This is a genomic window from Nocardia sp. NPDC060249 (assembly GCF_042728755.1).
GTDB lineage: Bacteria > Actinomycetota > Actinomycetes > Mycobacteriales > Mycobacteriaceae > Nocardia.
The window spans coordinates 1,166,701-1,179,783 of sequence record NZ_JBHXAQ010000001.1; the positions used below are offsets into that span (position 1 = coordinate 1,166,701).

General features: G+C 69.1%; 11 protein-coding genes. 3 read left to right on the plus strand and 8 right to left on the minus strand.

Annotation, left to right across the window (positions count from 1 at the left end; all coding sequences use genetic code 11):
* Positions 1–3 precede the first annotated feature (3 nt).
* Positions 4–1,137: a transaldolase gene (gene tal, locus ACFWFP_RS05205; RefSeq protein WP_379293232.1), complete on the minus strand. Its 1,134-nt coding sequence runs from the start codon at positions 1,135–1,137 to the stop codon at positions 4–6.
* A gap of 4 nt (positions 1,138–1,141) precedes the next feature.
* Positions 1,142–3,283 carry a transketolase gene (tkt, locus tag ACFWFP_RS05210; RefSeq protein WP_379293233.1) on the minus strand — a complete coding sequence of 714 codons (2,142 nt, stop codon included), beginning with the start codon at positions 3,281–3,283 and terminating at the stop codon, positions 1,142–1,144.
* A gap of 502 nt (positions 3,284–3,785) precedes the next feature.
* Between tkt and ACFWFP_RS05215 the strand changes: the two genes are divergently transcribed.
* Positions 3,786–4,721, plus strand: a complete 936-nt coding sequence (locus tag ACFWFP_RS05215; protein ID WP_379293776.1) for a heme o synthase — start codon at positions 3,786–3,788, stop codon at positions 4,719–4,721.
* A 77-nt stretch (positions 4,722–4,798) separates the two neighbouring features.
* On the opposite strand, the gene ACFWFP_RS05220 is transcribed toward ACFWFP_RS05215, so the two are convergent.
* On the minus strand, positions 4,799–6,298 hold the full coding sequence (locus ACFWFP_RS05220; RefSeq protein WP_379293234.1) for an FAD-dependent monooxygenase: 1,500 nt from the start codon (positions 6,296–6,298) through the stop codon (positions 4,799–4,801).
* 95 nt (positions 6,299–6,393) lie between these two features.
* Between ACFWFP_RS05220 and ACFWFP_RS05225 the strand changes: the two genes are divergently transcribed.
* Entirely contained in the window at positions 6,394–6,996 is a 603-nt protein-coding gene (locus ACFWFP_RS05225; protein ID WP_379293236.1) for a TetR/AcrR family transcriptional regulator, read from the plus strand.
* Between the two features lie 62 nt (positions 6,997–7,058).
* Here ACFWFP_RS05225 and ACFWFP_RS05230 read toward each other — a convergent pair whose 3' ends face one another.
* Positions 7,059–8,024, minus strand: coding sequence for a quinone oxidoreductase family protein (locus ACFWFP_RS05230; protein ID WP_379293237.1), 966 nt, complete (start codon positions 8,022–8,024; stop codon positions 7,059–7,061).
* 76 nt (positions 8,025–8,100) lie between these two features.
* Between ACFWFP_RS05230 and ACFWFP_RS05235 the strand changes: the two genes are divergently transcribed.
* A complete protein-coding gene (locus tag ACFWFP_RS05235; protein WP_379293238.1) occupies positions 8,101–8,466 on the plus strand; it encodes a hypothetical protein in 366 nt (121 codons plus the stop codon).
* Positions 8,467–8,537: 71 nt separating this feature from the next.
* Here the strand turns inward: ACFWFP_RS05235 and ACFWFP_RS05240 are convergent, their stop codons facing one another.
* From ACFWFP_RS05240 to mptB, 4 genes are all read right to left on the minus strand, one after another.
* Positions 8,538–9,509 carry a heme A synthase gene (locus tag ACFWFP_RS05240; RefSeq protein ID WP_379293240.1) on the minus strand — a complete coding sequence of 324 codons (972 nt, stop codon included), beginning with the start codon at positions 9,507–9,509 and terminating at the stop codon, positions 8,538–8,540.
* A 68-nt stretch (positions 9,510–9,577) separates the two neighbouring features.
* Entirely contained in the window at positions 9,578–10,360 is a 783-nt protein-coding gene (locus ACFWFP_RS05245) for an ABC transporter permease (RefSeq protein WP_379293241.1), read from the minus strand.
* Complete coding sequence (locus tag ACFWFP_RS05250; protein ID WP_378989105.1) at positions 10,357–11,289, minus strand: ABC transporter ATP-binding protein; 933 nt, start codon at positions 11,287–11,289, stop codon at positions 10,357–10,359. The genes ACFWFP_RS05245 and ACFWFP_RS05250 overlap by 4 nt, the downstream gene beginning before the upstream one ends.
* A 73-nt stretch (positions 11,290–11,362) precedes the next feature.
* Positions 11,363–13,081: a polyprenol phosphomannose-dependent alpha 1,6 mannosyltransferase MptB gene (mptB, locus tag ACFWFP_RS05255; protein ID WP_379293243.1), complete on the minus strand. Its 1,719-nt coding sequence runs from the start codon at positions 13,079–13,081 to the stop codon at positions 11,363–11,365.
* Between the last annotated feature and the right edge of the window lie 2 nt (positions 13,082–13,083).

The following is a 13,083-nucleotide window of genomic DNA, read 5'->3' on the forward strand; positions in this document are numbered from 1 at the left end:
GTGCTAGTTGCCCTCCGCCGCGATGTCGAGCTGGCCGGTGGTGGCCTCGATCAGCTCGCCCCACGCGCTCTCGAACTTGTCGACGCCTTCGCGCTCGAGCAGCGCGAACACATCGTCGACGTCGATTCCCACCGCTGCCAGATCGGCGAAGACCTGAGCGCCCTCGGCGCCACGGCCGCTGAGCGTGTCGCCCAGCACCTCACCGTGATCGGCGAACGCCTGCAGCGTCTTCTCCGGCAGGGTGTTGACCGTGTTCGGGCCGACGAGCTCGGTGACGTAGAGGGTGTCGGGGTAGTCCGGGTTCTTCACCCCGGTCGACGCCCACAGCGGCCGCTGCCGGTTGCCACCCTGTGCGGCCAGGTGGTTGTAGGTGGAGGTGTGCGCGCCACCGTCGAACACGTCCTGGTACTCGGCGTACGCCAGACGCGCGTTGGCCACACCGGCCTTGCCGCGCAGGGCGAGGGCCTCCGGGGTGCCGATCGCCTCGAGGCGCTTGTCGATCTCGGTGTCCACGCGGGAGACGAAGAACGACGCCACCGAGTGGATCTTGGCCAGGTCGTGGCCACCGATCTTGGCGTTGCGCAGACCGTCGAGGTAGGCGCCCATCACCGCGCGGTAGCGCGGCACCGAGAAGATCAGCGTCACGTTCACGCTGATGCCCTCGGTGAGCACCGAGGTGATGGCGGGCAGACCGGCCTCGGTGGCCGGGATCTTGATGAACAGGTTCTTGCGGTCGACGATCTTCCACAGCTCGATCGCCTGGGCGACGGTCTTGCCGGCGTCGAAGGCGAAGCGCGGGTCGACCTCGATCGACACCCGCCCGTCCACGCCGCCGGTCGCCTCGAACACCGGCGCGAGCACGTCGCAGGCGGCGCGCACGTCGTCTGTGGTCATCGTGCGGATCGCGGCGTCGGCGTCGGCGCCTTGGGCCGCAAGGTCTTTCAGCTGCGCGTCGTAGGCGTGGCCCACGCTCATCGCGGCCTGGAAGATGCTCGGATTGGTGGTGACGCCGACCACGCTGCGGGTCGCGACCAGGTCGGCGAGATTGCCGGACTGGATACGCTCGCGCGAGAGATCGTCGAGCCACACCGAGACGCCCGCGGCCGAGAGCGCGGCGAGATTCTCGTTCTGTGCCATGGTCTTACCCCTTCACCTTGTCGGTGGAACGCAGTGCCGCGCGGACGACGGCATCGGGGGTGATACCGAATTCGCGGTACAGAGTCTTGTAGTCGGCCGACGCGCCGAAGTGGTCGATGCCGACGACCTCGCCCGCGTCACCGACGAATCGGTGCCACGGCATCGCGATACCGGCCTCGACCGCGACCCTGGCCCGCACCGACGGGGGCAGCACCTCGTCGCGGTATCCCTGATCCTGCACGTCGAACCACTCCACACACGGCATCGAGACCACGCGGGTCGGGATGCCCTGCTCTTCCAGCGTAGTGCGCGCGGCGACCGCGAGGTGGACCTCGGAGCCGGTGCCGATGAGGATCACTTCCGGTGTGCCGGTGGACGCCTCGGCCAGCACGTAGCCGCCCTTCTTGACACCCTCGTAGCTGGTGCCCGCCAGCGTCGGCACGTCCTGACGGGTGAGCGCCAGCGCGGACGGACCGTCCTGCTGCGGCGACTCGTGCACCGGGAAGTGCGAGGTGTGCTCGTCGGAGTCCCGCTCGAGCACGGTGCGCCAGGCGTGGACGGTCTCGTTGGCGTCCGCGGGGCGAACGACGTTGAGGCCGGGGATCGCGCGCAGCGCGGCCAGGTGCTCGACCGGCTGATGGGTCGGGCCGTCCTCGCCGAGGCCGATGGAGTCGTGGGTCCACACGTAGATCGCGGGCACCCGCATCAGCGCGGCCAGCCGAACGGCCGGGCGCATGTAGTCGCTGAACACGAGGAAGGTGCCGCCGTAGGGGCGGGTCGGGCCGTGCAGCGCGATGCCGTTGAGGATCGAGCCCATCGCGTGCTCGCGGATTCCGAAGTGCAGGGTGCGCCCGTACAGGTTGGCCTTCCACGCGCCGGTGGAGATCGACTCGGGGCCGAAGCTCGGCTGGCCGGGCATCGTGGTGTTGTTGGACTCGGCCAGGTCGGCCGAACCGCCCCACAGCTCGGGCAGCTCGTCGGCGACCGCGGCGAGGAACTTGCCCGACGCCTTGCGGGTGGCCATGCCCTTGGGGTCGACCTCGAAGCTCGGCAGCGCCTCGGTCCAGCCCGCGGGCAGCGAGCGGGTCTGCAGGCGATCGAAGAGTTCCTTGTTCGCCGGGTTGGCCTCGGCCCACTGGGCGAAGCCCTGCTGCCACTTCGCCTGCGCCTCGGCGCCGCGGGCCAGTGCCTTGCGGGTGTGCTCGATGACGGCCGGGTCGACGTCGAAGGACTTCTCCGGGTCGAAGCCCAGCGCCTTCTTCACCGCGGCGACCTCGTCGGGGCCCAGCGCGGCGCCGTGCGCGCCACCGGTGTTCATCTTGTTCGGGGCCGGGAAGCCGATGATGGTGCGCAGAATGATGATCGAGGGCTTGGACGTCTCGGCCCTGGCCGCGTCCAGGGCCTTCTCGATGGCCACCACATCTTCGCCGCCCTCGACGATCTGCACCTGCCAGCCGTAGGCCTCGTACCGCTTGGCCACGTCTTCGGTGAAGGCGATGTCGGTGTCGTCCTCGATGGAGATCTCGTTGTCGTCGTAGATCACCACGAGGTTGCCCAGCTGCTGGGTGCCCGCGATCGAGGAGGCCTCGGCGGTGACGCCCTCCTGCAGGTCGCCGTCGGAGGCGATGGTGTAGATGAAGTGGTCGAACGGGCTCGTGCCCTCGGGGGCGTTCGGGTCGAACAGGCCGCGCTCGCGTCGCGCTGCCATCGCCATGCCGACCGCGGAGGCCAAACCCTGACCCAGCGGGCCGGTGGTGATCTCCACGCCGTCGGTGTGGCGGAACTCGGGGTGGCCCGGGGTGAGCGAGCCCCACTGGCGCAGCTGCTCGAGGTCGGTGAGCTCCAGGCCGAAACCGGCCAGGTAGAGCTCGATGTAGAGGGTGAGGCTGGAATGCCCACAGGACAGCACGAACCGGTCGCGACCGACCCAGCTGGGGTCCGCGGGGTTGTGGCGCATCGTGCGCTGGAACAGGGTGTAGGCCACCGGCGCGAGGCTCATCGCGGTGCCGGGGTGCCCGTTGCCCGCCTTCTGCACGGCGTCGGCGGCGAGTACCCGGGCGGTGTCGACGGCCAAGGTGTCGAGGTCCGTCCAGTCGCTGGGGTAGTTCCGCTGAGTGAGGGCGCGAATGTCGTCTGTGACTGGCACGACCGTAGTTCTCCTGACCTAGGTTTCGTCGACGGCGATAGCTTGGCTGCGGCGATGATGTTCGACAGCGGGTCGCACGCGGCCGGGATGCGTACCGATGTACAGGAATACCCTAGTGGTGCTGCTACAGCGGTTGGCGCGAACCCTGGCGTTGAGTCTAGTTCGAATCACCCCGAGTCGGCGGTGTGCGGTGTAGACCATCGCCGCCGCGCGGGCCGAGCCCGTCACGATGCCGTTCACCTGCGCGTCGACGCTGGTTCACCGCCGGGTGGGCCCGGGATGCGGGCTCGCGGGGCGTAGTGACCGCGCCCACGGTGGCGGGGGTCTGGCGCGGAGCGGCAGGTGAGTGGGTCTACCATCCTCTGTAGTAGTGGCCGCGCCGCAGCCGCGCGCTGCTCGTTCCATTACCGGATGCGAAGCGAAGCACAGCGTGCGAGGAGAAACAGTGCGGATCGGTCACGAGCCGGGTAGTAGCGGTGCGCACGGAACTTCGTCGACGGCGCTGGCCGACCGACTCCAGGGCGACAGCCTCGCCGCGCGGATAGTGCGCAAGCCCCTTGCCTACATCGCGCTCACCAAACCACGCGTCATCGAGTTACTGCTCGTTGCCACCATTCCGACGATGTTGCTGGCCGACCGCGGCACGGTGGACATCCGGCTGATCCTGGTCACCCTGTTCGGTGGCTGGATGGGCGCCGCCAGCGCCAACACTCTCAACTGTGTGGCCGACGCCGATATCGACAAGGTGATGAAGCGGACCGCGCGACGCCCGCTGGCCCGCGAGGCGGTGCCCACCTCGCACGCGTTCGTCTTCGGCGTCGTCCTCGGCGCGATCTCCTTCGCCTGGCTGTGGTGGCAGGCCAACCTGCTCAGCGGGTTGCTGGTCGTCGCGACGATCCTGTTCTACGTTTTCGTCTACACCAAGGGCCTCAAGCGCCGGACCTCGCAGAACGTGGTGTGGGGCGGTGCGGCCGGCTGCATGCCCGCGCTGGTCGGCTGGTCCGCGGTGACCGGCGATATCGGCTGGCCCGCGGTGGTGCTGTTCGCGGTGATCTTCTTCTGGACGCCGCCGCACACCTGGGCGCTGGCCATGCGCTACAAGGAGGACTACCGCGCGGCCGGTGTGCCGATGCTGCCGGTGGTCGCGACCGAGCAGGTGGTGACCAAGCAGATCGTCATCTACACCTGGTTGACAGTGCTCGCGACGATGGCGTTGGTGCCCGCGACCGGCGTCATCTACGCGGCGGTCGCACTGGTGGCCGGTGCCTGGTTCCTGCTGATGGCGCATCAGCTCTACGCCGGGGTGCGCCGCGGCGAGTCGGTGAAGCCGTTGAAGCTGTTCCTGCAGTCGAACAACTACCTCGCGGTGGTGTTCTGCGGTCTGGCCGTCGACTCGGTGCTCGGGTGGGACACGATCGGCAGCCTCGTCGGGCTATAGGACATTCTCGAGACAGTGGCCGGGCAGCGATGCCCGGCCACTGTCGTTTCCGGACTACATCGGGCCGGGGCGAAACTTCACCAGCGATGGGCGAGGTGGCCGTCCGGCCGGATCAGGATGGTGGTGCCCGCCGTTGCCGAAAAGGCGGTGAAGGCGTGTCCGTCGGTGTCGACAAGTGTCACAGACGCCGGTCGGGCGGATGGCTCGGACGGGGCGTCGACGCGGCGAATCTCGACCGTCAGAAGGCCGGATTCGTCGATCGGTGTCGCGGGGAAGCCGGATGTCGAGTTCGGGCCTGCCGCGAACTCGATGTCGTCGGTGGTCGGGGCGAAGCGGAGCAAGGTCGCGTGGGGGCCTCGGAAAAGGTCGAACAGGCGGATCGGGCGCCCGGACCGGTCGTGCAGAGGGGCGTCGGGTGCGCGATCGCCCGCGACGAGGCAACCGTGGTCGGTGGGGGAGCGGTAGGTGATGTCGAGTTGGCGGGTTTCGGGGCCGCGGCGCATCGCGTCCTCGTCGCCGTCGACGAGCTTGTCGAGCAGTTCGGTGCTCAAGCCGAGCACACGGGCGGCGACGGTGCGACGTTCGGATTCGTAGGTGTCGAGCGGGGCCGGGTTGCCGTCGAGGGCCGCGGCCAGCTTCCAGCCCAGGTTGTAGGCGTCCTGGACACCGGTGTTGAGGCCCTGGCCGCCGGTCGGCGGGTGGACGTGGGCGGCGTCGCCGGCGAGGAACACCCGGTCGGCGCGGAAGCGTTCGGCGAGTCGAATGTTCGGGCGCCACACCGTGATCCAGGACAGGTCGCTCAGTGCCAGACCTGTCGCGGGGCCGTGGCGGTCGGCGAGTTCCTGCAGGGCGGCCAGATCGGGGAAGCGGTCGTCGGTCAGCGGGGCGGCGAACTGGAAGCGCCGCGCGCCCGGTAGCGGGGACAGAGCAAAACCGGTCATCGGCTGGTCGGCCGCGGCGGCGAACCAGTAGCCGTACTCGTGGTCGAGGGAGTCGGCGCGGACATCGCCGAGCAGCATCTTGATCGAGTCGTCGGTGCTGCCCTCGAAGGCGATCCCGAGGCGCTTGCGCACCGTGCTCGCGCCACCGTCGGCGCCGACCAGGTAGCTCGCGCGCACCGACTCCGATGTGCCGTCGCGCTGCAGAGTGGCGGTGACGCCACTGTCGTTCTGAGTGAAATCGACCAGCGCCGTGGCGAATTCGACCGTCACCCCGAACTCTGCGAGCCGCGCGCGCAGGATCGCCTCGGTGTCGGACTGGCCGAGCACCCAGGTGTTCGGATACGGCACATCCGGTGTCGGCTCGGCCGGTTCGGCCACGCGGCGCTCGCCGACGAAGGTCCCCGCGATGTACGCGCGCATCACCGGGACCCCACGCCCGGCGGCCAGTACCGCGTCGATGACGCCTAGGTCGTCGAACACCTCCAGCGTGCGTGGTTGGAGGCCGTCGCCGCGCGACCCCTGAAACGGTGTATCGGCCCGGTCCACGAGGCGTACGTCCACGCCGCGCCGTGCGAGATCGAGGGCGAGGGTGAGACCGGTCGGGCCCGCACCGGCGATGAGTACCTGTTCTGACATGGGGATACCTCCTGCGACAATAACTGAACTAAGATTCAGTGAGTATGAATTCAGTTTCAGTGTTGGTACCGTGCTTGTCAAGGAGGTGATGTCCGATGGTGGGCAGCAGGCGCGAGAAGTCCGCGGAGACCGAGCAGGCGCTCAAGGACGCGGCCCGGCAGGTCTTCGCCGAGCACGGCTACCTGAACGCGAAGATCACCGACATCACCACCGCCGCCGGCCGTGCGGCGGGCTCGTTCTACAACCACTTCGCGAGCAAAGAGGAACTGCTGCAAGCACTTCTGCGCGATATGGCGGTGGCGAGCGACGAGCGCGCGGCGGACCCGGAGCACAACGGCGACTTCACCGACCCGGCCGCGGTGCGGTACCACGTCCGCGGCTACTGGACCTTCGCCCGCGAACACGCCTCGGTCCTGCGCGCGATGGGCCAGGCGGCGCAGGTCAGCCCGGATTTCGCCCGGATCGTCGCGGGCTTCGGCGCCGAACAGCGCACCGACATCGCCGACCACGTGGCGGACTTCCCGGAACGCGGTTTACGCCTGCCGGGAACCGTCGACGTCAGCCTGGCGATGATGTTCGCCGCGGTCGACGGGATGTTGCGCATGGTCGAAGACGGCTCGTTGACCATCGCCGACGAGGAGGCGATCGAGTCGATCACCCGTTTCGTCTACCGCGGGCTGACCGGCCGCGACTACTAGGTGCGATCCGAGAGGTTCCGAACTCCGCGTGCGCTGCTGGAACGCTTTGTTACCCGTCGTGGCTACGGCAGCAGGACGATCGAGCCCGTGGTCTTTCGCGCCGCGAGATCGCGATGGGCAGTGGCCGCGTCGGCCAGGGGGTAGGTGGCGCCGATGCGGAGGTTCAGGGTTCCCGCGGCGATCCCGTCGAAGACATCGGTGGCGCGCCACAGGAATTCGGTGCGGTCGCGGGTGTAGGCGCCCAGGGACGGGCGGGTGAGCCAGAGGGAGCCGGCGGGGTTGAGGCGTTGCGGGTCGAAGGGCGCGACCGCGCCGCTGGCCGCGCCGAACAGGGCGAGGGTGCCGCGGATTCGGAGTGCGGCGAGGCTCGCTTCGAAGGTGGCGGCGCCGACGCCGTCGTAGACCGCGGCTACGCCGATGCCGTCGGTGAGGTCACGGACGCGGGCGGCCAGGTCGTCGCCGTAGCGCAGGACCTCGGTGGCGCCCGCTTCGCGGGACAGCTTCTCCTTCGCGTCGGTGGAGACCGTGGTGATGACTCGGGCGCCCTTGGCGACGGCCATCTGCGTGAGCAGCAGGCCGACGCCGCCGGCGCCCGCGTGGATGAGTACCGGGTCACCGGGTTCGGGGGAGAAGACCGATTCGGTCAGGTAGTGGGCGGTCATGCCCTGTAGGAGGGCGGCGGCCGCGACGGCCGGTTCGACGTCGCGGGGCACCCGCACCGCCACGGCTTCGTCGACGGCGACCAGGTCCGCGTAACTGCCGGGCGCCGAGGCCCACGCGACGCGGTCGCCGACGGCGAACTCGGTGACATCCGAACCGATCGCCACCACGATGCCCGTGCCCTCGGAGCCGGGGATGTAGGGCGTCGCCTGCGGGTACTGGCCGGTGCGGAAGTAGATGTCGATGTAGTTGACGCCCACGCCCTGGGTCTCGACCAGCAGCTGACCGGGCCCGGCCTGCGGGTCTGGCACCTCGACGTACTGCAGGACCTCGGGACCGCCGTGCTCGGAAACCTGAATCGCGCGCATGGGTTCTCTTTCTACACCCCGTGTTCCAGGCCACTCGGGGCTGGACTGGAAACTACCGGCCGGTAAACTGCGGTTCATGAGTACAACCGCCGCCCCCGAGGCCGTGAAGGTGCCGGCCGAGGTCGAGAAGTCCATCGTGAAGTTCCTCGCCCAGCACGGTGGATCGGGAACGGCCGTGCTGCAGTACATCGGCAAGCAGGGCGTGCGGATCACCCTGGTCGGTGCCGACGGCATCCTCGGCGACCGGGTGGTCGGCGACATGGCGACCGCGAAGGCGCTCGTGGAGCGCGTCGACGGCCTCGCCGAGACCGACGAGTGGAGCCGCGAGCTGGGCTCGATCGTCACCCCCGCCCCGACGCACTGGGCCAGGATGGCCGGCTGGGTCGCCGGTCAGACCAAGTTCCCGAAGGCGCGCAACGCGAAGTTGTTCGCAGGCGCCTGACGCCCGGAGACGAGAAAAGCCCGCGAATCGCACTGCGACGCGGGCTTTTTCGTGTTCGGAGTTTCCTGACCTCAGCGCACGGAGGTTTGTGACAGGGCGGGCGCGTCGATCTTCTCGCGTGTGCGCAGCGACGCCCACAGTGCGGCGGTGGCCGCGGTGCAGGCCGCGGCCCCGCCGACGTGGATGGCGACGAGGGCGGCGGGCACATCGGTGAAGTACTGCACGACGCCGACGAGCGCCTGCGCCAGCACCAGCCCGAGCAGCACGAACAACCGCTTGCGGATGGCCGCCGACATGCCGACGGCGTACAGGCCGAAGGCGAGTCCGATCAGCAGTGCCAGATAGCCGATGAGCAACTGCGAGTGCAGGTGCACCAGCGTGACGATCTCGACTTCCAGTCGCTCGACCTGCCGCTCGATGCTCTTGTCGCCGGCATGGGGTCCGGCCGCCGTGACCAGCGTGCCCGCGATGAGGACACCCGCGAGCGCCACACCGGACAGCGCGGTGAGCCAGCGCAGGGGAGCGGGCACCTGGACGGTTTCGATGCCGTCGTCGGGTTCGCAGATCTTCGCGTACAGCACCACCGCCAGCCAGACCATCGCCATCGAAGCGAGCAGGTGCACGGCGACGGTCCACCACAGCAAACCGGTGCGCACGGTGATACCGCCGATGATCGCCTGCACGACCGTGCCGCCGGGCATCAGCCACGCGTAGGTCAGGACTTCCTTGCGTCGCCGTGCCCGGATGACGGCCAGCACGATCAGCCCGGCGCACAGCGTCACCGCGAAGGTGAGCAGCCGGTTGCCGAACTCCACGGTCTGGTGCAGGACGGGCACTTCCGATACCCCGATGGGGGTGAAGCTGCCGGGGAAGCACTGCGGCCAGGTCGGGCAGCCGAGGCCGGAGGCGGTGACGCGCACGATCGCGCCGGTCACCGAGATTCCCGCCTGACTCAGGATCACCGCGATGGCGATGAGCCGCTGCACCCGCAGCGAGGGGAGCGGCAGCCGGTCGACGAGGCCAACGAAGGCGCGATACAGCACGTCAGGAATGGTACCGGCCAGGAATTCGGCGCTGATACCAGGGCTACTACAGTGCGTCGTTGGACACGTCAGTGGAACCGGAACAGCCGGGTCGCCAGCCATCCGCACACCACGCCCCACACCGCGAGCACCGCCACCCCGTACCAGTCGATCGACCCCGTCAGCGCCGTGTCCAGCGCGAACGCCAGCGCCCCCGACGGGATGAGCCGCGCGATCACGGTCAGTGCGGTGGGCAGGGTGTCGCCCACGAGTACCAGGCTGGCGATGCCGAGCATGATGAACCACAGGATGTTGGCCAGCGCCAGCACGACCTCGGCCTTGAGCGTCCCACCCAGCAGCAATCCCATCGCCGCGAAGGTGGCCGTGCCCAGGGCGATCACCAGCGCGCCGAGGGCGAGTCCGCCCATTCCGGGCCGCCAGCCCAGTGCGACACCGATGGCGCCGAGCAGCATCGCCTGCAGCACCACCACGATGAGCACGGCCGCGCACTTGCCCGCGATCACACCCCAGCGGGGCAGCGGTGTCGCACCGAGCCGTTTGAGGGCGCCGTAGCGGCGATCGAAGCCGACCGCGATGGCCTGGCCGGTGAACGCGGTCGACATCACCGCGGTCATCATCACCATCGGCACGATCCGGTCGACCCGGTGCTCGCCCAGGTCGCCGAACGGCAGCAGGGTGAGACCGATGAGCAGGGTGATCGGGATGAACATGGTGAGCAGCAGCTGTTCGCCGTTGCGCAACAACAGTTTCAGCTCGAGCCCGGTCTGCGCGGTGAGCATCGTCGTGCGCGAGGCGGGCCGCGGATCGGGGGTGAAGGTGCCGGGCAGGAAACGGCTGGTGGTCTCGCTCATCCGCGCAGGTCCCGTCCGGTCAGTTCGAGGAAGACGTCTTCGAGGCGACGCTGGTCGATGCGGATGTCGGTGGCCAGCACGTCCATCCTGGCGCACCAGGCGGTGACGGTGGCCAGCACCTGCGGGTTGATCTCGCCCTCGACGAGATAGGTGCCCGGTGTCGTCTCGCGCGGCGAAAAGCCTTCCGGGAGAGCCGAGGTGAGCAGATTCAGATCGAGTTTCGGTGGGGCGCAGAACCTCAGCTGCCCTGCCGCGCCGTGGGCGGTGACCTCGGCGGGAGTGCCCTGGGCGACGATCTGCCCGTGATCGATGATGACGAGCTGGTCGGCGAGCTGCTCGGCCTCGTCCATCATGTGCGTGGTGAGCACGACACTCACGCCGTCGCGGCGCAGGGCGTCGATGAGTTCCCAGACGATCAGCCGGGCCTGAGCGTCCAGACCGGCGGTGGGTTCGTCGAGGAACACGATCTCGGGCTTGCCGACCAGCGCGCACGCGAGCGCGAGCCGCTGCTGCTGGCCACCGGACAGGCGACGATAGGGAGTGCGGCGATTGTCGCGCAGGCCCAGCGTCGACAGCAGCCAGTCGGGATCGATGGGATCGGCGGAGTAGGACGCGACCAGGTCGAGCATCTCGCCCGCGCGGGCGCCGGGGTAGGCACCGCCGCCTTGGAGCATCACGCCGATGCGCGGACGCAACTGCTCGGAGTCGGCGATCGGATCGAGGCCGAGGACGCGGACCGTGCCGGCATCCGGGCGCACGAAGCCCTCGCACATCTCGACGGTGGTGGTCTTGCCCGCACCGTTGGGGCCGAGCAGAGCGAACACCTGAGCGGGCTCGACATCGAACCGGAGGCCGTCTACCGCTGTGGTCTCGCCATAGCGCTTGACCACACCGTCGACGCTGACGGCGGGTCCAAGGCGTGTTGTCACAACCGCGCCTCGCTGACGCTCGGCTCCGTCGCGCCAAAAGGTGCTGTGCCCTTGGTTCGCTCGCTGCGCTCCCTCACGTTGTCACACGGTAAGCCGTGCCCTCCTGTGACGGAGCCGACACCCCCGGCTGCGCCCGCCATGGCAGCGTGTGCCGGGTGAGCGCGAAGAACAACGCGAAGCACACGACGGCCGCGAGCGCGGCGCCGATGATCTGGAACACCTGGAATTCCGCACCACGCGGCATCACCAGCATGGAGACCACCGCCGAGAACGCGACGGCGGGCACGCGGAACACCGGCTGGGTGGCCCAGGCCGCCAGCGGCACGATCGCCCACAGCAGGTACCAGGGCTGGACCACCGGGAACAGCAGCACTATCGCCGCGAGCGAGACGCCGAGCGCGCCGACGGGGTGGAGGCGGCCCATGCCGGTGGCGACGAGCATTCGGACCGTCACGTAGCCCGCGACCACCGCCGCGATGGGCCGGGTGATCGACAGCAGAGCGGTGGTGTGGTCGCCGAGTCCGAGGAGCACGCCGCCGAAACCGGTGACGATCCCGATGATGGTCGGGAGCGACATCCAGCTCCGGACGGCATTGGCGACGCTGAGCGTATTGACCCAGCCGAAGCCGAGCCCACTGGCGAAACCGATGAGAAGCGTTGTCGCCACGGCGATGACGCCGAGCAGCGCCGCGGCTTTGACGACGGCGGTGAGTGTGCCGCCCCAGCGTCTGGCCAGCGCCATGCCGACGAAGCCGAGCGCGATGATGGAGGTGAGCTTGATCGATGACGACAGCGTGATCACCACCGCGCCGCCGATCAGCAACCCGTAGGCGCGGGTGTCGAAGGGCGGCAGATTCGTGGCCGTGAGCCGGTCGGGTGTGCCTCCTTCGCCGTAGATCGCGCGCAGCATGAGCTCCACCCCGGCCAGCATCAGCCCGAGCATCAACGCGTCGTTGTGCACCCCGCCGACCAGGTGGAACAGCACCAGCGGATTGGCCGCACCGAGCCACAGCGCACTCACCGGCGCCACCCCGCACCGCACCGACAACCGCGGCAGCGCCCACACGATCAGCGCCACCCCGGCCAGCGCCAGCAGCCGGTGCACCCACACCCCGGCGATGATGTTGTCTCCGGTCAGCTCCGCGATACCGCGACCGATCCAGAGGAAGAGCGGACCGTACGGCGCGGGCGTATCACGCCAGATCGTCGGCACATTGTTGGTGAGCACATTGTCGATCCCGAGCCCGGCGACGGGGCCTTCGGAATACGGGTCGATTCCGCGGGCGGCGATCTCGCTCTGGGCCAGATAGGAATAGACGTCGTTGCTGAACATCGGGGGCGCCACCGACAGCGGAATGATCCACAGCAGCAGCGTGCGATCCAGCTGGGAGCGGGTCAGCCGGTGCAGTGGCGAACCCGCGAGCCCGCCGATCGCGAACCGTCCGAGCAGCAACCACGCGCCGATCACCAGCGCGGTGCCGAACATGCACATCGCGAGGGACCCGGTGTGCGCTCGCGCGAAGATGCCGAGCACCCGCACGCCCGAGACCGGATTCTGGTGCACGGGTTGGGCGCCGATGCCCAGCGCCGCGATCGCCATCAGCACCGCGCCGGTCGCGCCCATCAGCCGGATCCGGTCCAGTTGGGCGCGTTCGCTCTTGTCGAGCCCGGGGACTTCGGTCTCGTCGCGATGCAGCACCGCGACGGTGTGATCGGGCGCGGACACGTCGAGCCCCAGAGCTCGCCGCCCGAACGCCAATGTCTTGCGCGCCGCGCCCTCCAGTACCGCCACGA